Origin of the sequence: Streptomyces canus, assembly GCF_030815415.1 — a bacterium.
Classification (GTDB): domain Bacteria; phylum Actinomycetota; class Actinomycetes; order Streptomycetales; family Streptomycetaceae; genus Streptomyces; species Streptomyces canus_F.
The window spans coordinates 386068-406949 of the sequence record NZ_JAUSWW010000001.1 but is presented as its reverse complement, the minus strand read 5'-3'; the positions used below and the strand labels follow the sequence as shown (position 1 = coordinate 406949).

Annotated in this window: 16 protein-coding genes and 3 pseudogenes; 16 read left to right on the top strand and 3 right to left on the bottom strand. The window is 69.5% G+C overall.

The features are described 5' to 3' along the window. Nucleotides 1-147: 147 nt before the first annotated feature. From QF037_RS01915 to QF037_RS01855, 13 genes are all read left to right on the top strand, one after another. Nucleotides 148-882: a FadR/GntR family transcriptional regulator gene (locus QF037_RS01915; RefSeq protein WP_307021143.1), complete on the top strand. Its 735-nt coding sequence runs from the start codon at nucleotides 148-150 to the stop codon at nucleotides 880-882. 73 nt (nucleotides 883-955) lie between these two features. Next, nucleotides 956-2425 carry an APC family permease gene (locus QF037_RS01910; protein ID WP_307021141.1) on the top strand — a complete coding sequence of 490 codons (1470 nt, stop codon included), beginning with the start codon at nucleotides 956-958 and terminating at the stop codon, nucleotides 2423-2425. Between the two features lie 146 nt (nucleotides 2426-2571). Then, the gene (locus QF037_RS01905) at nucleotides 2572-3915 is read left to right on the top strand and encodes an amidohydrolase (protein WP_307021139.1); all 1344 of its coding nucleotides are present in this window, start codon (nucleotides 2572-2574) and stop codon (nucleotides 3913-3915) included. Then, a complete protein-coding gene (locus tag QF037_RS01900) occupies nucleotides 3905-4963 on the top strand; it encodes a LacI family DNA-binding transcriptional regulator (protein ID WP_307021137.1) in 1059 nt (352 codons plus the stop codon). The genes QF037_RS01905 and QF037_RS01900 overlap by 11 nt, the downstream gene beginning before the upstream one ends. A 58-nt stretch (nucleotides 4964-5021) precedes the next feature. Beyond that, on the top strand, nucleotides 5022-5783 hold the full coding sequence (locus tag QF037_RS01895) for a glutamine amidotransferase (protein ID WP_307021135.1): 762 nt from the start codon (nucleotides 5022-5024) through the stop codon (nucleotides 5781-5783). Then, nucleotides 5783-6499: a purine-nucleoside phosphorylase gene (gene deoD, locus QF037_RS01890; RefSeq protein WP_307021133.1), complete on the top strand. Its 717-nt coding sequence runs from the start codon at nucleotides 5783-5785 to the stop codon at nucleotides 6497-6499. The genes QF037_RS01895 and deoD overlap by 1 nt, the downstream gene beginning before the upstream one ends. A gap of 89 nt (nucleotides 6500-6588) precedes the next feature. After that, a complete protein-coding gene (locus QF037_RS01885) occupies nucleotides 6589-7683 on the top strand; it encodes a BMP family lipoprotein (protein WP_307021130.1) in 1095 nt (364 codons plus the stop codon). A 25-nt stretch (nucleotides 7684-7708) separates the two neighbouring features. Beyond that, nucleotides 7709-9280 carry an ABC transporter ATP-binding protein gene (locus QF037_RS01880; protein WP_307021128.1) on the top strand — a complete coding sequence of 524 codons (1572 nt, stop codon included), beginning with the start codon at nucleotides 7709-7711 and terminating at the stop codon, nucleotides 9278-9280. Beyond that, on the top strand, nucleotides 9277-10410 hold the full coding sequence (locus QF037_RS01875) for an ABC transporter permease (protein ID WP_307021126.1): 1134 nt from the start codon (nucleotides 9277-9279) through the stop codon (nucleotides 10408-10410). The genes QF037_RS01880 and QF037_RS01875 overlap by 4 nt, the downstream gene beginning before the upstream one ends. Further along, on the top strand, nucleotides 10410-11363 hold the full coding sequence (locus QF037_RS01870) for an ABC transporter permease (RefSeq protein ID WP_307021124.1): 954 nt from the start codon (nucleotides 10410-10412) through the stop codon (nucleotides 11361-11363). Before QF037_RS01875 ends, QF037_RS01870 begins: the two co-directional genes overlap by 1 nt. Before the next feature lie 100 nt (nucleotides 11364-11463). Further along, a complete protein-coding gene (locus QF037_RS01865; protein WP_307021123.1) occupies nucleotides 11464-12633 on the top strand; it encodes an esterase-like activity of phytase family protein in 1170 nt (389 codons plus the stop codon). 203 nt (nucleotides 12634-12836) lie between these two features. Beyond that, the gene (locus QF037_RS01860; protein ID WP_307021121.1) at nucleotides 12837-14033 is read left to right on the top strand and encodes an RNA-guided endonuclease InsQ/TnpB family protein; all 1197 of its coding nucleotides are present in this window, start codon (nucleotides 12837-12839) and stop codon (nucleotides 14031-14033) included. A gap of 41 nt (nucleotides 14034-14074) precedes the next feature. Further along, complete coding sequence (locus QF037_RS01855) at nucleotides 14075-14776, top strand: cytochrome ubiquinol oxidase subunit I (protein ID WP_307021119.1); 702 nt, start codon at nucleotides 14075-14077, stop codon at nucleotides 14774-14776. A 3-nt stretch (nucleotides 14777-14779) separates the two neighbouring features. On the opposite strand, the pseudogene QF037_RS01845 reads toward QF037_RS01855, so the two are convergent. Continuing rightward, a pseudogene (locus QF037_RS01845) lies at nucleotides 14780-16057 on the bottom strand (IS110 family transposase). A gap of 456 nt (nucleotides 16058-16513) precedes the next feature. Here QF037_RS01845 and QF037_RS51425 point away from each other — a divergent pair. Both QF037_RS51425 and QF037_RS01835 read left to right on the top strand, forming a co-directional pair. Next, nucleotides 16514-16636: pseudogene (locus tag QF037_RS51425) on the top strand (IS6 family transposase); the annotation flags it as partial. A 354-nt stretch (nucleotides 16637-16990) separates the two neighbouring features. Then, nucleotides 16991-18409 carry a condensation domain-containing protein gene (locus tag QF037_RS01835; protein WP_307021113.1) on the top strand — a complete coding sequence of 473 codons (1419 nt, stop codon included), beginning with the start codon at nucleotides 16991-16993 and terminating at the stop codon, nucleotides 18407-18409. Here the strand turns inward: QF037_RS01835 and QF037_RS51420 are convergent. Continuing rightward, a protein-coding gene (locus QF037_RS51420) for an IS630 family transposase (protein ID WP_444972111.1) occupies nucleotides 18401-19479 on the bottom strand; the annotation gives its coding sequence in 2 pieces (ribosomal slippage) (nucleotides 18401-18978 and nucleotides 18978-19479; 1080 coding nt in all). The two genes, QF037_RS01835 and QF037_RS51420, sit on opposite strands and share 9 nt — an antisense overlap. A gap of 153 nt (nucleotides 19480-19632) precedes the next feature. On the opposite strand from QF037_RS51420, the pseudogene QF037_RS51415 reads away from it, so the two are divergent. After that, nucleotides 19633-19779, top strand: a pseudogene (locus tag QF037_RS51415) (IS630 family transposase); the annotation flags it as partial. A gap of 277 nt (nucleotides 19780-20056) precedes the next feature. Here the strand turns inward: QF037_RS51415 and QF037_RS01820 are convergent. Next, complete coding sequence (locus tag QF037_RS01820; protein WP_307021112.1) at nucleotides 20057-20467, bottom strand: hypothetical protein; 411 nt, start codon at nucleotides 20465-20467, stop codon at nucleotides 20057-20059. Nucleotides 20468-20882 lie beyond the last annotated feature (415 nt).

The window sequence follows — 20882 nt, the reverse complement described above, 5'->3', positions numbered from 1 at the left end:
CGCGGGACACCGACCGGCGTGAGACCGCCCGCGCGCCACAGCGGCCGGTCCGGCCGGTCGAGATCACGTGCCGGACCCCGACCTGACGCGCCGGTCCGCGTCTGTCGCGGGCCGCGACCGCGAGCAGCAGGCCGTTAGGGTGGCGTCGTGGTGAATGCAGCGGGCAAGTTCGGGCCTTACAACCAGCCAGGCCCGGCCCGGACGACGTCGGTCACCGGCGTGGGACACGCCCGCGCGCTGCCCGGCGGGGGCCAGAGCGGATCCGACCTCGTCCGGTCGAGAATCGCGCTGCGGGTGCGCCTGCGCTCCGTGCAGCCAGGAGACCGGCTCCCCGATGCCGGGGTCCTCGCCGAGGAACTGGGGATCAGCGAGATCACCGTCCGCCGCGCGCTGGAGGGCATGTGCCAGGACGGCCTGCTCGACCGCCGACGCGGACGGGCGGGCGGAACCTTCGTCGCACAGGACTGGGACACCGTCGTCGCCGTCATGCACGACGCCGAGGAGGCCGCTTCGCTGGACGCCTTCCATCTGCTGCTCGAATGCGGCCTCGTGGCGCACAGTTCGGGAGAGGTCCCGGCCGAACGACTGGAGGGGCTCGGGGCGCTGGTCGAGGAGATGGAACTGACCGAAGACCCGGCACGCCTGGCCGAGTTGGAGGCCCGCTTCCACCTGGACCTCGCGGAGACGCTCGGTGGTGTCGGAATGCGCGAGTTCGCCGCCGATCTGCTCGGCCGGCTCTGCCTGCTGCTGCCCGCGCCGGACCCCGCGGTGGTACGGGCGCAGAACCACTGCCACGCCGAACTGCTCGCCGAACTGGGCCGGGGTGCGACCGATCCGGCCGTGCAGGCAGTGAAGGCACACCAGCGTTCCCGACACCGCTGACGCCCGGTGGTGCCGGCCCGACGATCGAGACCCCGCGCACCCATCAGGCCACCACCGCACAAGGAGTTGCGCCATGCCCGACCCCGGAGCAGGCCCGCTGTCCCCGCCGGGCCCCGTCAGCGGCGCGCCGCAGCGGCTGCGCGGCAGCGTCCTCGGCATGGCCGACATCGCCGCCGCCACGATGGCCAACGTCGGCCCGGCCATGAGCTTCTTCTTCGGTTTCGCCTTCCTGTCCACCACCGCGGGCGTGGCGTCACCCCTGACCATCGTCGCCGCGGGCATCGCGGTCGCACTGCTCGGCAACACGCTGGCGGAGTTCTCCCGGGCGCATCCCTCGGCGGGCAGTTTCACCACCTTCGTGGGCAAGACCTTCGGGCCGGTCAGCGCGGTGACCACCGCGCTGCTGGCGGGGCTGGGCTACATCATCGCGATGGCCTCCGTCATCGCCATCTCCGGCGGGTTCGTGCAGATCACCCTGTACCACTACACCGGCGTGGACCTGCCGTGGATCATCTGGACGCTGCTGCTCACCGGGCTGGCCGTGGGGTTGATGCTGCGCGGGGTGGTGGTCTCCACCAAGTGGGCCGGCTACTTCTTCGGCGTGGAAATGCTGGTCCTGGTCGTCGTCTCGGTCGCGGCGCTGGTGGAACACCGCGGCGGTCTTTCCCTCGATCCGTTCCTGCCCAGCCACATCAGCCACGGCTTCAAGGGGCTGGCGGCGGGTTTCCCGCTGGCGGTGTACCTGTTCGTCGGCTGGGAGAACTCGGCCGCGCTCGCCGAGGAGACGGAGAATCCGCGGCGCAACGTCGGCCGCGCGGTGTTCTCCTCCATCGCGATCATGACGGTGAGTTACGTTCTCTTCGCCTACGCCACGGTGACCGGCTTCGGCTACGACGTGACCAGACTCGGCGCCTCTCCGATCCCTTTCGTCGAGGTGGCCCAACACACCCTCGGCGCGCTGGCGTTCCTCACCTATCTGGGCGGTCTGACCTCCACGCTCGGCGTGCTGATCGCCGGCATCAACTCCCAGGCCCGCCTGGTGTTCAACGCCGGACGCGAGGGACTGCTCCCGTCCTTCTTCGGCTACGTACACCCCACCCGCCGCACACCGAACAACGCGATCATCACCTTCGCCGCGACCGCTCTGCTGATCATCGGCGGATGGGGGCTGGGCCACCTGCTGGGGTCAGCCGGCGGCTCGATGAACCCGGTGGTCTTCTTCACCGAGTCCTCGACCCTCGGCACCATCCTGATCCTGCTGGTCTACCTCGCCTCCAACATCGCCCTGCCGCTGTACTACCGCAGGTACCGGCCGCAGGAGTTCCGGCTGGTCCGGCACCTGGTGCTGCCCGCGCTCGGCACCCTGGCCATCCTGGTCCCGCTGTACTACCTCGCCAAGCCGGGCCAGCCCGGACCGTACAACTGGTTCCCCTACGCGGCGCTGGCCGCCCTGCTCGCCGCCGTCGGCTACGCGGCCCTCCTGGTCCGCCGCGACCCGACCCTGGCCGAACGCGTCGGTTCGGTCGTCGCCGACGCGGACTGAAGCCGCGGTTTCGGCCCCCACGGCGGCGCACCGCGCCACGCCGCACCGTTCCCGAGAGCTGCCCGCAGGCTGAGGGACCCGGCATGACCAGGGGTTGTGCAAAACGTTTTGGATCCTTAACGTCCGGTTCGAACGGAAGGATCCACATGACGCGCCGACTGATCGTGACATCCTGCTCGGTGCTTCTGGTGCCCGAGCAGGGCCCCTGCCGAGTGGAGACCGACCAGGACATCCTGGTCGAGGACGGAGTGATCGCCTGGCTGGGCCCGGCGGGCTCCGGGCCGCAGGCAGCCGGAGCGGAGACTGTGGACGGCACGGGACTGATCGCCGTACCCGGGCTGGTGAACGCCCACACACACGGCCCGATGACACTGATGCGCGGCGCCGCCGAGGACGTGAGTGTCGAAGCCTGGTTCAACGAGCGGGTATGGCCCATGGAGGTCAACCTCACCCCCGCCGACATCGGCCTCGGCGCGGAGCTGGCCTGTGCGGAGATGCTGCTCAGCGGGGTGACCACGTTCGCCGAACACTACTTCCACGCCGAGCGGATCGCCGCCGCCGTCGTACGGACCGGTATCCGGGCCGACATCGCGCCGACCTACTTCAGCAGTCAGGGCCGCGCGGCCCTGGAGGAGAGCGCCGGGACCGCCGCCGCCCTGCACGGCGCCGGCGACGGGCGGGTCACCGCGTCGCTGGGCCCGCACGCGCCGTACACCGTCGAGGACGCGGATCTGGTCCGGGTCGCGGAGCTGGCCCGGGACCTGGGCCTACGGATCCACCTCCACGCCGCCGAACACCTGGAGCAGACCGAGTCGAGCCTGGCGAGGCGTGGCATCACGCCGATCACGGTGCTGGAGCGGACCGGTGTGCTGGACGCGGGCGCGCTGATCGCGCACGGCTGCGGCATCGTCCCGGACGACCTGCCGACGCTGGCGGCACACCGGGACCGTACGGGCGTGGCCTGCTGCCCCAAGGTGTATCTGAAGCACGCCCTGCATCCGCTCACTCCGGTACGGAGTCTGCTGGACGCCGGTGTCGCCGTCGGGGCCGGGACGGACGGGGCGGCCGGGCACAACACGCTGGACGTGTGGGAGGCGATGCGGCTGGTCGCGCTGACCCAGAAGCAGGCCGAGCGGAACGCCACCTGGATGACGGTCTCCGACACGGTCCGGCTGGCCACGCGCGGCGGGGCCAGGGCGCTCGGGCTCGGGGACCGGATCGGCGCGCTGGAGCCGGGCCGGGCCGCGGACATCGTGCTGGTCGACCTCGGCGGAGTGCACTGCCGGCCGGTGCACGACCCGGTGGCGGCCCTGGTCTACAGCGTGCGGGCGAGCGATGTGCGCACGGTCGTGGTCGACGGACGGGTCGTCGTGCGCGACGGCCGGCTGCTGACCGTGGACCTGCCGGGGCTCCTGACCGAGATCGAGACACGCGTGCCCGCCCTCCTCGACACCTCGCACGGCAGGGCGGTGCAGCACTATGACCCGTGAGCAGGACGAGGACGGGGGGCGCCGCCGATTGCGGCGGCCCGCGTCGATCAAGGACGTGGCCGCCGCCGCCCGGGTGAGCCCGACCACCGTGTCGCACGTGCTGAGCGGCAACCGGCCGGTCGCGGAGGAGACCGCCGAGCGGGTCCGCTCGGTCGTCAGCCGGCTGGGCTACGTCCCGGCCTCCACGGCCCGCAACCTCCAGGCCGGTTCGACCAACGTCATAGGACTGCTGGTGCCCGACATCACCAACCAGTTCTTCGCCGAGCTCGCCAAGGGCGTCGAGGACGCCGCCCACGACCTGGGCTACGGGGTCATCCTGTGCAACACCGAGTTCGACCCCGACCGCGAGGACCGCTATCTGGAACTGCTGCGCGGCCGGTTCATCGACGGCATGGTGTACGCCTCGGGATCGCCGCCCTCCCGGGGCCGGCTCGCGTCGCTGCTCGGGCGGTTCCCCATCGCCCTGGCCGACGAGGTCGTCCCCGGTCTGCTGGAGCAGACCATCCTGGTCACCGCCGACCACCGTGCGGGAGGCCGACTGATCGGACAGCACCTGAGGGAGCTGGGCCACCGCCGGGTGCTGGCGATCAGCGGCCCGACGGACCTGGTCAGCAGCCTGGAACGGATCGCCGGTTTCCGGGAGGCGTTCGGCGACGCGGGAGTCACCGAGGTCGAGGGCGCCTTCGTCGAGCGGTCCGGCTACCACCTGGTCGCCGCGGCCCTGGAGGACGGCGGCCCACGTCACTTCACCGCGGTGTTCGCCGCCAACGACCTGATGGCGCTCGGCGCTATCGCCGCCCTCGAGGACGCCGGCCTGCGCGTCCCCGACGACGTCTCGGTGGCCGGCTTCGACGACATCATGATCGCCTCCCGTGTCCACCCCCGCCTCACCACCGTCCACCAGCCCGCCTACGACGTCGGCCGCACGGCCGGCGCCCAGCTGCTGAGCTACGTCCACCGGGACGAGGTGCCCCCCGCCTCCCGGCACATCCTGCCGGTCCGGCTGAAGGTCCGCGCCAGTACGGCGCCCGTGCGCCCGCCCCGCTGAACAGGGCACCGCCGCCCCACCACCACGCACCACACATCACCTGAAAGGTCGTTCCGCGATGCCCCATGTCCTCGTCGTGGGTGAGTCCTGGTTCATCCACTCCGTCCATCAGAAGGGGTTCGACTCCTTCTTCACCTCCGAGTACGTCGAGGGCGCCCAGGTCTTCCTCGACTCGCTGCGCGACCGCGGCCACACGGTGACGTACGTTCCGGCGCACGAGATACCGAACAGGCTGCCCGCCACGGCCGAGGGACTGGAGCCCTACGACGTCGTGGTGATCAGCGACGTCGGGGCCAACAGTTTCCAGATCACGCCGGCGACCTTCGCCCGCTCGGTGCCCACGCCGGACCGGACGGAACTGCTGCGGGCCTACGTCGAGCGCGGCGGCGGCCTGTTGATGGTGGGCGGCTATCTCACCTTCACCGGCATCGACGCCAAGGCCCGTTGGGGGCGAACGCCGCTGGCGGCCGCACTCCCGGTCGGTCTGCACGACCGGGACGACCGGGTGGAGCTCCCCGCCGGGGCCCCACCGCGGGTCGTCGCCCGGCACCAGGTGGTGGATGGGCTGGACGGGACCTGGCCGGATCTGCTCGGCCTCAACGAGGTGACGGTACGGGACGGGGCGGAGCTCCTCGTCGAGTGCGCCGGCCATCCGTTGCTGGCCGTGGGCGGCTACGGGGAGGGAAGGTCGGCGGCCTTCACCTCCGACCTGGCGCCGCACTGGGCCCCGCCCGCGTTCCTGGACTGGAAGGGCTACCCCGAACTGTGGGACCGGCTGGTCCGCTGGCTGGCGCAGGCCCCGGTGGGGGAGGACGTCTGATGGTCACCCCCCACCTCTCGGCCGCCCCCGGCGACTTCGCGCCGGACGTGCTGATGCCCGGCGACCCGCGCCGGGCACGCCGTATCGCCGAAACGATCCTCCAGGACGCCCGGCTGGTCACCGACGTGCGCGGCATCCAGGGATACACCGGAACCTACCGAGGCGTGCCCCTGTCCGTCCTGGCCTCCGGCATGGGGATGCCGTCCGTCACGATCTACGCCACCGAGCTCTTCCGTTTCTACGGCGTGCGCAGCATCGCGCGGGTGGGCACCGCGGGCGGCATACCCCCCTCGGTGGGACTGCGGGACGTCGTCGTGGCCACCGCCGCTCATACCGACTCCGCGATGGGCAGCCACCGTATCGACGGAGTGCACCTGAGCCACACCGCCTCCTTCCGGCTGGCCGCGGCCGCCGCACGGGCCGCCGGGACCGGACGGCACATCCATGTCGGGCCCGTGTTCACCACCGACCACTTCTACCTGGAGCGCCCGGCGCTGTTCGAGCGGCTGGAGGCGCACGGCACGCTGGCCGTGGAGATGGAGGCCGCGGGCCTCTACGCGACCGCCGCCGCCGAGGGCGGCCACGCGCTCGCCGTGCTGACGGTCAGCGACCATGTGCGCCACACGGAGGCGCTCACGCCGGCCGAGCGCGAGACGGACTTCGACCGCGCCGTCACCATCGCGGCCACCGCACTGCTCGCGGAAACAATTTCCTAACACGACGGCCATAGCCAAAACGTTTTGCATTGCATAGCTTTCGGCCAATGGCAAAGACCGGTCCCCGCTAGAGAAAGAAAATCCAGACGATGAACAAGATCAGAATTCTGGGGGCCGTCGCGGCGCTCTCCCTCACCCTCGCCGGATGCGGTGCCTCGACCGCCACGGACTCCGCCTCGTCCGGGAAATCCGGAAAGCTGAGAATCAAGTTCGTCATCAACGGAAACCTCGGCGACCGCTCCTTCTTCGACTCGGCGTACGCAGGCCTGAAGAAGACGGAGAAGGACCTCGACTACAGCCTGAAGGTCGTCGAGCTGGGCAGCGACCGCACCAAGTGGTCCTCCGGCTTCGAGGATGCCGCCGCCGGCGACGACTACGATGTGCTCGCCGCGGGCACCGTCGACACCGTCGACTTCGTCTCCAAACTGGCCCCGGAATACCCGGACAAGAAGTTCTGGATTTTCGACGGATCCGTCGACTACACGGGCAAGAGCGGCTGTTCCAACAAGTGCGCGAACGTCTACTCCGTCACCTTCAAGCAGAACGAGGCCGCTTATCTTGCGGGATTCCTCGCCGACAAACTGGTGGCCGCCAAGGCTCTTCCCGGCAGCGCCGGCAACGGGAAGGTGGGCGTGATCGGCGGGGTGAAGATACCGGTCATCGAGGACTTCGTCATCGGCTTCAAGGCAGGCTTCAAGGCGGCGGGCGGGAATCCCTCCTCCGGTGTCCTCGTGCAGTACGTCGGCGGCGACAACCCCTTCGGCGACCCGGCCAAGGGCAAGCAGATCGCCTCGGCGATGTACGGGCAAGGAGCCGAACTGGTGTGGCCCGTCGCCGGGTCCTCGGGCCTCGGCGTCTTCGAGTCGGCCGTATCAACGAAGCGGTACGCCTTCGGCGTCGACTCCGACCAGTACAAGACGCTGACCGACCCCGACCAGCGGCAGACGGTCGTTACCTCGATCCTCAAGAACGCCGGCAACGCCCTCTATCTGGCGGCCAAGGCGAACAAGGCCGGCACGCTGGCCTACGGGAAACCCGCCGCCGTAGGCCTGGCCGAGGACGGCGTGGGCTACGTGGACAACGCCAACTTCGACAAGCTCGTCCCCGCCGCCGTGCGCGCCGAGCTCAAGGCGCAGGCCGAGAAGGTCAAGTCCGGTGCCGTCAAGATCCCTTCGGCCTTCTGACCTCCGAGGAACGCTGGTGGAACCCATGGAGAAAGCCGACGAGACCGTGGACGCAACGCTCGACAAGGCCCCCGTCGCCCTGGAGGCCGTGGGCCTCGGCAAGACCTACCCCAACGGCACCCGCGCCGTCAGCGACGTCGACCTGGTGGTCCCCGGCGGCGAGATCAGGGCGATCGTCGGCCAGAACGGCGCCGGCAAATCCACCCTGATGAAGCTGCTGTACGGACTCGAGCAGCCGTCGGCCGGGCACATCGCCGTGCACGGACGGCGGGTCAGGTTCGCCGGACCGCAGGACGCCATCGCCCTGGGCGTGGGCATGGTCCACCAGAACCTCATGCTGGTCCCGTCGTTCACCATCGCCGAGAACGTCGTCCTCGGCGTCGAGCCCGGCCCGGCGGGCCGCGTTGACCGAGCGGCCGCCGCCGAACGCACCGCCGCACTCGCCGAGGAGGCGGGACTCGCCGTCGACCCGGAGGCCAGGGTCGACACGGTGTCCGTGGGGATGCGCCAGCGCGCCGAGATCCTCAAGGCCCTCCACCGCGGTGCCCGCATCCTGATCCTCGACGAGCCCACCGCCGTGCTCACCCCCCAGGAGACCACCGACCTGTTCACGGCGGTCCGCCGACTGCGTGACTCGGGCATGACCGTGCTGTTCATCTCGCACAAGCTCAAGGAGGTACGGGAGATCAGTGACCGGGTCACCGTCATGCGCGCCGGGTCGGTGATCGGCACCGTACGCACCGAGGAGGCGACGCCCGCGCAGCTGGCGACCATGATGGTCGGCCGGGAGATGTCCCTCGACGTACCAAAGCCCCCGGCGCGGCCCGGGCAGCGCGTGCTGCGGGTGCGCTCACTCGCGGGACCGGCGGTGCACGGCGTGTCCCTCGACATCGCGGCCGGTGAGATCGTCGGCCTCGCGGGCGTCGAGGGCAACGGCCAGACCGAACTGGTCGAACTCCTCGCCGGACTGCGCAGCCCCACCGCCGGATCGGTCACCGTGGACGACACCGACGTCACCCACCTCGACGCGGCGGGCCACCGCCGGGCCGGCGTCGCCCACGTACCCGAGGACCGGCTGACCAACGGGGCGGCCCTGGACCGCTCCCTCGCCGACAACCTCATCGTCGACCGCCACGACCGGCCCCCCGTCGCCCGCCGCGGCATCCTGCGCACCCGTCGCATCCGCGAGCTCGCCGAGGACCTGATCGGCCGTTACGAGATCCGCGCCCCGCACCCCGACGCGGCAGCCGGCGCCCTGTCCGGCGGCAACCTCCAGAAGGTCGTCGTCGCCCGCGAACTGTCCGCCCGGCCACGCCTGTTGCTGGCCGCGCAGCTCACGCGGGGCGTCGACATCGGCGCCATGCACTTCATGTACGAGCGGCTCCTCGAAGCCCGTGACGCGGGCGCGGCGGTGCTGCTGGTCTCCGCCGACCTCGGTGAACTCCTCGCGCTCTCCGACCGGTTGCTGGTGATCAAGGAGGGCCGTCTCGTCGCCCGTTTCGACGACCCGGCCGGACTCACCGAGGAGGCCACCGGCCTGTACATGCTCGGGGTCGAACGGCACCCCGACGAGCGGATCACGGCGGGTGTCCGATGACCTCGACCCTGGAACCGGCCGCGGTGGAACAGCGGCGCCCCCAGACACAGGGCCGCCGGGAGTTCCTGGCCACCCGGCGCCGTACGGTGGTCGTCGAACTGACGATGACGGTGCTGACCGTCGCCGTCGCCGTCCTCATCGCCTTCCTGGTGGTCCTGGCCACCGGCAAGGACGCCACCGGCGCACTGAACGCCCTGCTCACCGGCCCGCTGGAGCGCACCCCCCGGATCGGCCGCTGGCTCGCCGACGCCACCACCCTGGCGCTGCTCGGCCTGTCCGTCGCGATCCCCTTCCGGGCCCGGCAGATCAGCCTCGGCGCGGAGGGCCAGGTCTACGCCGGTGCCCTGGCGAGCGCCCTGGTGGCGATCAACCTCCACCTGCCGCCCGTCGCCGCTGTCCTGGTCCCGCTGGGCGCCGCCGCCCTCGCCGGGGCCTCGCTGGGCGCGGTACCGGGGGTGATGAAGGCCCGCCTCGGCGCCAACGAGATCGTGGCCACGCTGATGCTGAACGCCGTCGTCGTACGGGTCTTCGACTATCTCCTCACCGACCATCTCAAGGCACCCGACAGCAGCGCCGTACAGTCCGCCCCGGTACGCCCCGACTCGGCGCTGCCGCTCCTGTCCGACTTCTTCGGCGTTCCCCTGGACCAGGCGAACGTCGGCCTGTTCGGCATGCTCGCGGTGGCCGCGGCCGTCTGGTTCCTGCTCGCCAGGACGCCGCTCGGCTACCGCATCCGGATCACCGGCTCCAACCCGGACTTCGCCCGGTACGGCGGCCTCGACGTCCCGCGCACCATCGAGTGGAGCTTCGTCATCGGCGGCGCGCTGGCCGGCCTCGCCGGAGCTCACCTCGCGCTCGGGATCTACGGCGGGCTCCAGCCCGACATGGCCGGCGGCCTGGCCTTCGAGGGCATCGTCGTCGCCCTGCTGGGCCGCAACAACCCGGTCGGGGTCGTCGCCGCCGCGCTCCTCTACTCGTATCTGCGGGTCGGCGGCGACGTGATGGAGCAGCAGACGGACGTCGGCTCCGAGGCCGTGACCATCATCCAGGCGGTCATCGTGCTGCTCGTGACCGCCCGCGCGCTGCCCGAACTCGTCAAGCGGTACCTCGCCCGAAGGGAGGCCCGCTGATGGGCCCCGTCCTCGAAGTCGTACTGAGCACCGGATTTCTCGCGGCGATCCTCGGGGTGTCGACGCCGTACGTCCTCGCCGCCCTCGGCGGGCTGCTGGCCGAGCGGGCCGGAGTGCCCAACATCGCCCTGGAGGGCTCGATGCTGTCGGCCGCGTGCACCGGTGCGCTGGTCGCCGGGTACAGCGGCTCGGTCTGGGCCGGAGCGGTCTGCGGGATCGCCGCCGGCGCGCTCCTCGCGCTGCTGCTCGGCGTGCTCCACCTGTACCTGGGCGCGGACGCCATCATCGCGGGCATCGGCCTCAACCTCCTGGCGGCGGGCGCGACCGCGTACACCGTCTACGCGCTCCTCGGCGACAAGGGCGGCACCAGCCGGCTCCACAGCGGCGCGCTGCCCTCGGTCCGGCTGCCGCTGATCGAGGACGTCCCCGGCCTCGGCGCGGTGCTGAGCGGGCAGAACGTGCTGACCTGGGCCGCCCTCGCCGCCACCCCGGCGGTCGCCTGGCTGCTGTACCGGGCCCGGTTCGGCTTCCATCTACGCGCGGTCGGCGAGCATCCCGAGGCGGCACGCTCGGTCGGCATCCACGTCCACCGGGTCCAGTTCCGCGCCCTCGCACTCAGCGGCGCGCTGGCCGGTGCGGCCGGGGTGTTCCTGAGCATGGGCGCCGTGTCCTTCTTCGTCACCGGCATGACCGCGGGCCGCGGCTACATCGCCCTGGCCGCCGTCTTCCTCGGCGCCCTGCGCCCCTGGGGCGTGTTCCTCGCCGCCCTCGGCTTCGGCACCGCCGAGGCCCTCGCCGTCCAGCTCGGCAACCTCGACATCCCGTCCCAGCTGGTCTCCGCGATCCCCTACGGCTTCACCCTGCTCGCCCTCGCGTACTTCGCCTGGCGCCGCCGACGCGCGTCCCGCACCGCGGCCGCTCCTATGTCACCGCCCACCTTGGAAACCACGTAAGCATCCGCGCCGCCCCAGGCTCCCCCCACCGAGACCCTCGCCGCCGCCCCACAGCCACGCCGCGCCACGGCACCGCCCGCCCCGCCCTCTTTGGAGACCCATGAGCATCCGCGCCGGCCGTGCCCGGATCGTCGCCTCCGCAGTCGTCCTCGCCTGCCTTCCCGCCCTCGTCGGAACCCCGGCCGCCGCCCACGACGACGCCGTACGCCTGGACTTCCTCGGCGACCGGGAAGTGCCCAACGCCACGACCCTCCAGGGCACCACCGTCGGCGGGTTGTCCGCCATCAGCTACGACGCCAGGTCCGGCACGTACTACGTGATCAGCGACGACCGGTCGCAGACCGGACCCGCCCGCTTCTACACCGCTCACGTCGACTTCGCCGACGGCACCCTCAAGGACGTCGAACTCACCGGCACCCACCCCTTGCTCCGCCCGGACGGCACCACCTTCCCGCCCACCTCGACCGCCGGTTCCACCGTCGCACCCGACCCGGAGGGCATCGCCGTCGACCCGCGCGACAGCAGTCTGGCCTGGACGAGCGAGGGCGAACGCATCGTCCCGTCCGACGGCCTGGCCCTCCTCGGCGACCCCTGGATCCGCCGTGCCACCACAACCGGCGCCTACACCGGACAGCTCCCGCTGCCCCCGCAACTGCACATGAACTCCCAGGAGTTCGGCCCCCGCAAGAACCAGACCCTGGAAGGAGTCACCTTCACCCCGGACGGGCGGCGGATCGTCACCGCCATGGAGGACCCGCTCTATCAGGACGGCGCCGACCCCACCCCCGAGCACGGTGCGCTCGCCCGCATCACCGTCCACGACGCAGGCACCGGGCAGCCGCTGGCTCAGTACGCCTACCCCGTGGAACCGCTGTTCGCCGTGCCCCCGGCGGGCAGCACCGACACCAACGGTGTCAGCGACCTCGTGGCCCTCGGCCACGACCGCTTCCTGGTCCTGGAGCGCGCCTCGATCTACGCCGACAACAACTGGAAGGCCCGCATCTACCTGGTCGACCTCCACGGTGCCACCGACGTCCTCGGCCGCGACTCCCTCACCGGCACGTCCGCGCGCCCCGTCCGGCCGGTCCGCAAGACACTCGTGACCGACCTGTCCGACGTGGCCGGGCTGCCCCGGGTCGACAACGTCGAGGGCATCACCCTCGGCCCCCGCCTCCCCGACGGCCGCCGCACCGTCGTCCTGGTCTCCGACGACAACTTCGCCGCCCGTCAGGTGACCCAGTTCATCACCTTCGCAACCCACGGGATCTGAAGTGTCGGTCCCCGGTTGGCGAGACGGGCCGGCTGCGCCTGGGGTTCATCGGGAGTCCTTCGTGGATACCCCCACCTTTAGGTGGGGGAGGAAACGAAGCTCCTGCGGAGCAGGGCAACGGGCTGCGATTCGCCCCCTGGGCGGACCGCAGTGCTCTGACCCGCAGGTTTGATCTTTACAGGACTGCAGCCTAGTTTGTGACCGTGACCACGACCGGCGTGAAGCGGGCGTTCAAGTGCCGCTTCTATCCGACCGATGCGCAGGCAGCCGAGCTGTCGCGCACGTTCGGGTGCGTCCGGAAGGTCTACAACCTTGCCCTGGCCGCGAGGTCGGAGGCGTTCACGCGTCAGGAGCGGGTCAACTACAACCAGACCTCGGCAATGCTCACGGCGTGGAAGAAGACCGAGGAGCTGGCCTTCCTGTGCGAGGTCTCCAGCGTCCCGTTGCAGCAGGCACTTCGGCACTTGCAGACGGCGTACTCCAGCTTCTTCGCCAAGCGGGCCAAGTACCCGCGCTTCAAGTCGAAGAAGAAGTCCCGCAAGTCCGCCGAGTACACGTCCTCGGCATTCCGGTTCCGTGATGGCAAGCTGACCCTGGCCAAGATGACGGAGCCGCTGGGCATTGTCTGGTCCCGGCCTCTTCCCGAGGGCACGGTGCCGTCCACGGTAACGGTGTCGCAGGACGCGGCCGGGCGCTGGTTCGTGTCGATGCTGTGCGACGACATGCCGGTCGAGCCGCTGCCCGTACTGGACACCGCTGTCGGCATCGACGCCGGTATCACCAGCCTCCTGACCCTCTCGACCGGCGAGAAGATCACCAATCCGAAATGCGAGCGGGTCGACCGGCGCCGCCTGGCCAAAGCTCACAAGAACCTGGCCCGCAAGGCCAGGGGTGACGGCGCGAACCGGCGCAAGGCCCGCATCAAGGTCGCGAAGGTCTATGCCCGGATCGCCGACCGGCGCCGGGACCACCTGCACAAGATCACCACTCGGCTCGTTCGTGAGAACCAAACGATCGTGATCGAGGACCTGACCGTGCGCAACATGGTCAAGAACCACAGTCTGGCCCGCGCCATCAGTGACGCGGCCTGGCGCGAGATGCGCACCATGCTGGAGTACAAGGCCCAGTGGTACGGACGGGAACTGATCACCGTCGACCGGTGGTTCCCCTCGTCCAAACTGTGCTCCGCCTGCGGCACCATCGCATCGAAGATGCCCCTGCATGTCCGTGAGTGGACGTGCGACTGCGGCACGACCCACGACCGGGACGTGAACGCGGCGAAGAACATTCTGGCGGTCGGGCTGACCGCATCTGTCTGTGGAGCTGGTGTAAGACCTCAACGGAGTTCTCCGGGCGGGCAGTCGGCGACGAAGCAGAAACACCCACGGCGCGAGCCGTAGGAATCCCCTCCCTTTAGGGAGGGGAGGATGTCAAGTTCCACATGACCTTTCCGGCGATCACCGTCGGACTCTCGATCTTCCTGTCGGTCGTCTACGGCCTGTACTGGCGTACCGGCAGGGCGGTCTACCTGCAGATGTTCCGGTTCTGGCGGCGTATCTTCGCCGTCGGCTTCGCGATCGGTGTGGTCGCCGGTGCCGTCATCACCTTCCAAATGGGTCTCAACTGGGGCGTGTACGGGGCGAAGACGGGCCCGGTCATCGGCCCGATCATCGGCATGGAGGTCGTGACGGCCTTCTTCGTCGAGGCCGGCTTCATCGGCGTCCTGCTCTACGGGGACGGCCGCGTTCGCAAGGGCACGATGTTCGTGTCCACCGCGATGGTGTCGGTCGGCACCGTCCTGTCGTCCACGTGGATCATCGCGGCGAACTCGTGGATGCAGACACCCGCCGGATTCAAGGTCGTCCACGGTCGGTTCGAGCCGACGGACTGGATGCGCGTCATCTTCAACCCGTCGTTCATCTGGAGCTGGCCGCACATGCTGGCCGCCGTGCTGATCTCTGCGAGCTTCTTCGGCGCCGGGATTTCGGCCTGGTACCTGGTCAAGGGGCGCGCGAAGGCTTTCGCCCGGCGTTCGATGTCGATCGCACTCGGGGTCGCCGCGCTGCTGATGCCCGTCCAGCTCTACCTCGGAGACGGCGTGGCCGGACATGAACTGCCGTATCAGCTCTCGAAACTCTCTTGAAAATCACCTGCGGTGATACGTGTTGGCGCGGTTCATGCGGTCTGTTCGCGTTGCGGTGATGGTGACGTCCATGCCGAGGGCCGTGAGTTGGGCGATCAGGCGTCGGGTCTGGCGTTCCTTGCCGAGGCGGTTGGTGAAGTGATCGGGGCCGAGATCGCGGTAGGGCACGAGGTCGTGGAGGATGTGCCAGGCGGCGACGAGGATGGAGTGTCCGACGGCGAGGGTCGCGCGCTTGGCGCCTCGGTGCGGGACCAGCCGCCGAAATTGTGCGCCCAGGTAGGTCGTCTTGCTGTGGGCGGCGCTGGCGCCGGCGATGAACAGGGCGGACTTGAGCCGGGTGTCGCCGTGGCGGGTGCGTCCGGACAGCCGTTTGCCGGCTCATTCCTTGTTGCCCGGACACACTCCGGCCCAGGAGGCGAGGTGTCCGGCGGTGGCAAAACGGCTCATGTCGAAACCGATCTCAGCGATCAGGACCTGGGCGAGGGTAAGGCTGATCCCGGGAATGGTGATCAGCAGATCGACCTGCTGCCGCAGGGGCTGCAGCTGACGATCGATCTCCTCGCTCAGACGGGAGATCGGGTTGTCGGCCTCGTCGATGGCCCGCAGCATCGAAGCGATCATGAACGCGTGGTGCCCGTTGAAGTCACCGGCCAGGGCGCGGGTCAGTCGGGGGACCTTGCCTTGCAGGCTGCCCAGGGCGAGGGATGCCAGCCTCTGCGGGTCCCGTTCACCTGCCACCAGGGCATCCAGCATGGCCCGCGCCGAGCGGCCGGTGATGTCGGTGACGACCGAGGACAGCTTGATCCCGGTGTCCTCCAGGAACATCGCGAGACGGTTCACGTCGCGGGCCTGGTCGCGGACAGTCTCGGTGCGATACCGGGTCAGGTCCCGCAGCTGACGGATGTCACGCGGGGGAACGAAAGAGGGGCGGACCAGACCGTGTTCGACCAGCTTGCAGATCCACTGGCAGTCCTTCACGTCGGTCTTGCGGCCGGGAACCGTCTTGATGTGCCGGGCGTTCAGCAGCCACGGCTCGATCCCCTCAGTGGCCTCGAGCAGGTAGAACAGCGGCTTCCAGTACGACGCCGTCGCCTCCATGCCGATCCGGGCGATCCTGTTCTCCACCAGCCAGTCCCGCAACTCCAGCAGGCCGTCGTTCATCGTGGAGAACGTACGGACCTCGTAACGGGCGCGCTTGCCGGTGCCCGGCACCCGGATGCACACCTTGACATCCGTCTTGCCCAAGTCGGCGCCCCCGCACCGCTCCTCGATCACATCCATGTCCCGTCCCGCCCTTCCTCGCGTGCACCAGGAACGGTGCCCGCCCATCAGGGACCACAGGATTCAAAGAAGCTCTCTTGCGTGCTCGCGGCAACACCACTGGACTCCTGCGCTCGGCCCCAGCGTCCGACTACCAAACGGGCTCAATGTTCGGCACCAAGCTCGATCGACGTCCTCCGGACGGGCACAACCCCGATTTTCCCGGCCGCGGGGCGGGACCGACAGGGCCCGGGATGACTACCAAGAGGCCCTGCCTTCATGCCCGCAGCCGCCGGCAACCACCCGATCGAGACTCCCGTTCGACGCACACCCCTCAAGATCGGAACGACAACAGCTACTTTCCTTCACGCGACGTTGCTCGACACCTCGAAGCGTGAAGAACGGCCGCCTTTGCTGTCCCGGGAACGAACCAAGATCAGCGGGTCAGGTGAACGGCCGAGGTTAAACACCAAGCTCAGCGGCATCTCAGCTCACTTCCGCCCTCGCCGCCACCTGCTCACAGCCCGTGACTACCGCACCGAAATGACCCACCGTTTCACCACCTGGCGCCAGGCCACCGGCTGTGCAGCCACAGCCTGAAGCCAACCGGCCCAGCGGGTCCGCATGCCTCAACCCGCCCTCAGCCTCACAAGTTGACAGAGCCGTTCCGACACCACCACAACGTTCCTTGCCGCACTCACCGGCCACTGGCACCGCAACGCCCGTAAGCCCGCAGCCCCCGGCGCCCCAGGACTGCGCGCCTACCAGGACCGCGCTGCCGCAGCCGGCCTTGCGATCCTCGGCCACCGCCTGAGCTAAAACACCCCGTTCGGGCACCGAGCAGCCACCCGTTCTATTGAAATCTCGGCCCACCGTCCTGTCGCGGCGCATCCCGGGTGCATACACGGTGTTTCCTTGATCGGATCTGTCTTCTGTCCGTACTGGAGCCGCCTCATGCGCATCACCGACCTCCACCGCTGCGGGGTCCGGCCCGGACGTCTCGTGGAGTGGACGTTGTCTCCCGCGACCCTCGCCGTGGCGGCCGGTCTGCCGCAGGATTCCCGGCCGCCGGCGTACATCCAGGAGGGGCACATCAGGACCGCCAAGGCCGTACGCGAGAGGGGCGTGATCCAGCCGACCTGGATCGGCCTCGCATTCGACCTTCCCGGTCCGGTCGATCTCGAGGCACTGCAGGACGCCCTGCAGACCTGGACCGTCCGGCACGAGACGCTGCGCAGCGGGTTCCGCTGGGACGGCGACACGCTGTGCCGCTTCACGCTCGACGGCGGAGACGTGTCACTGCGGCGCGAGGTGGCAGGCGACTTCCCGGACGCGGGGGAGCTGGTCCGGCATCTGCGGGACCGTTTCGATGCCGCGACCGACGCGCTCAGCTGGCCGAACTACCTGTACACCGCCGTGGTCCGGGACGACTCCACCAGCGTGTACATGGCCTTCGACCATATCAACGTCGACGCGTACTCCCTGCAGAATCTCCCAGCCGAGATCGACGAGCTCTACACCACGGCCGTCGACGGCTGCGAGGTGCGGCACGGGCCGGCGGCCAGCTACATCGACTTCTGCGAGATCGAACGGGCGGACGCGGACCGGGCCGACGTGGATCATGACATGGTCGCCCGCTGGCGGGACTTCATCCGGCGCTGCGACGGCAGACTGCCGAGCTTCCAGATCGACGTCGGGCACGAGCCCGACGGACGGATGCCGCAGCAGACGATAATCTGCGAGATGCTCACGAGCCCCGAGGACGCCGCCGCGTTCGAGGCGTACTGCCGGCCGTACGGCGGCACCCTCGTCGGCCTGCTCGCCGCCAGCGCCCTGCTCATCCACAAGCTCGCCAAGCAGCCCGTCTTCCGCACCATCGTGCCGTTCCACACCCGGGTGAGGTCGCAGTGGTCCGGCTCCGTGGGCTGGTACGTCGGCAACGCGCCCGTCGAGATCGCCGTCGACCGGGCACACGACTTCACCGGTGCCCTGAGAGCCGCCCGCGACAACCTGCGGGTCAACAAGCGGCTGGCCCGCATGCCCCTCGACCGCGTGCTGACCCTGATCGGCCCGGAGTTCCGCCCTACCTCACCCGATCTGTACTCCGGTTTCTCCTACATCGACGCCCGTCTCTTCCCGGGTGCCGAGCGCTGGGCGGAGATGCGGGCCAGCTGCCTGCTCCGGGTATCGCGCGGCGACCAGACGGGCGTCTGGGTCAGCCGGCTCCACGAGGGCCTGCACATCACCACCCGTCATCCGGACAACGACATCGCGGACAAGAATATGCGCCTGTACGTCGAGCGCCTGCGCGGCCTCATCACCTCCGTCCCCACGAGCGGATCGCTGGATACTGACTTCGGCTCGTCAAGGTGACGCGGGTTCGTCGAGGGTCAGGCCGGTTCCGGCTATGAAGCCGTCGAGGGTGTCGGGCCGGTACTGAAGGCGTTTGAGCCGGTTGCGGACGAGTGCCTCGAGACGGTCGAGAGCGACAACGGCGAGGTTGGCCAGGCTGTGCTTGACGTGTGCCCATACCCACTCGACGGGGTTGAGGTCGGGTGAGTAGGCGGGCAGCAGGAACACCGCCAGCCACTCGCGCTCGGCGATCAGCTCGCGCATGGCGTGGGAGACGTGGGTGTTCAGGCGGTCCCAGACCAGCACGATCGGTGCCTTGACGAGCTGGTGGACGCCGTCGACGAGTGCGATGAAGTCCCGCTCGCCCATGCTGCGGCGCTTTCCTTTGCCCGCTCGGTGGGTGCGCAGCCGGTGGCACAGCCGGGTCCGCGAGCCCGGCCGCATCGCGATCAGCCCGGCCACCGACAGACGCCCAGAGCGGCGCCCGCTGACGGTCACGACCGGGGTGCGCCCGCGCCGGCCCCAGGTCCGGCCTCGGGGCGGCTTTCGGGTGAACCCTGCTTCATCCTCGAAGCAGATGTAGCCCCCGCAGGCCGCCCGGGCTCTTTTACCTCGGCCCAGGTCACCTCCTTCCACGCAGTGACGGCCTGCTCGTCGCGTTCTGCCACCCTGCGTGCGGGGACCTGCGGACTGAAGCCGAGCCGGTGCATCAACCGGGTAGCTCCGGAGACGCTGTAGCAGACGTGGAACTTCCTGCCGATCAGCGTGGCCACCCTCGCCGCGGTCCACACCTGGTCCTCCACCCAGCCGTGGGCGGCCGGGCCCTCATCGAGGTACGCGGCCAGTTTCTCCAGACAGCGTGGAGACAGTCGGCAACGGGATCCGCTCGGCCCACGGGAAGCCAGAGCCCGCACGCCACCGTCCCGCCACAACTGGTGCCACTGGTAAGCCGATTTCGGGCTCACTCGCAGGCGCCGTGCAACCTCCGGCGGCTTGATCTCCTGCTCGAACAACTCAGCCGCCTGCATCCGTACCGACTCCCGGCGCCGACGCCCCGCAGCGGTCAACCCGCCCCCATCGCCATATTTCACACACCAGCGGGATACAGCCACCACTCCGAGCCCATCAGAAGCTTCGCCAAGGTTCACCCTGACGAGCCGAAGTCAGTAACGAACTACCGTCACTGAGGTTTTCGGGTTGGTGTCGGGGGGTGACAGCGGGTGATCCCTGCGCTACGCCGGTGTATGCGATACGCGCAGGGAGGGGCCTGACCGCTGAGCGGCGGGGCCTCTCGTGAGGGTGTCCGGCGGGAAGCCGGCGAGCGGTTCGCGCGGGGTGAGAAGACCTCGGTGATCGCGAAGGACTTACGGGTGAGCGAGCGATCGGTGGAACCGTCGGCGAAAGCGACTTCCGACATGAGCGCAGCGCGACGGCGGTCTCCAGCAGTGCGCTGCGGACCACGGCTGGTCCTCGCCAGTGGCGTCTGTGGGGGCCTCCCGCACCCCTTTCGGCGGCGGTTGAACCGGGCTCAGGCACATATCTCCTGAGGACGATCAACAGGCCTGTCGCTGGTTACTGGGAGTGACTCCGTGCGCCAGACCTTCAGTTTACGCCAGGACGCAGTCCCTCGTGCGGCTCATTCGATGGCGTAGGTGATGAGGACCGCGCTCAGCGGACGGCCTGGGCCTGGACCGTCCACGTGGTGTGAAACGTCATCCCTTGACAGCGGATGTCGGAGTCTTCCTTCAACTTCACAGCGCCAGCCAGCACGAATGGCAGGTTGGCCTGGCTGAGGTCAAGCGTGGGCAGGGGGCCCACGCCGGCCGTGGACAGTTCGATCTGATCGTGGCAGTACGTCATGTCGTCGGCGTTCGCAACGGTGTCGACAACGACATCGCCGGCGGCAATGGCGATCAGTTGGGCCCTTACATTGCTGTTCGGGTTGGTGAAGGTGAGGGTGACGTCTGCGGTTTCACCGGGCAGCAGCGTGGCGGTTTGCTCGCCGGTGACCGTGATGGGGACGAAGTACTCGGCGGAGCCTGCCACTGGGCCCGATGTGCTCTCCTGGATGAAGGACATGATGTACCTCCTGCTCAGACGGACTGGATGTGCGTAGGAACGGTCTGTCCTCGGCGGCCCGTGCTTCACCGACGCTCGTCAGCGATCAGTGGGCGCTGCCGTGGATTTTCTTGCCGGGACCTGGAGTCGGCTCACAGCCGCCCGGGAGCCCGATCAGCCGATGTGGCCACATCGGCCTATGGGCCTGGGAAGGGGCCAGCGCTCTGTCGTCGAGAACGCGGACGGCCCTCCCGCTCAGGCCGATCGAAACAGTGGTGAGGGAAGAACGCGTCGGCCGGAAACCGCTGCCTCGGGGCACTCAGGAAAACGGTCAGGACGGCAGCCGAACCCCGGCCTGGAACGGCGTCCCTGGGGCCGACGGTGGGCCAGCTGCCACTCTCCCGTGGAGGGACGGGCGGCCCACCTGTTCGGATGC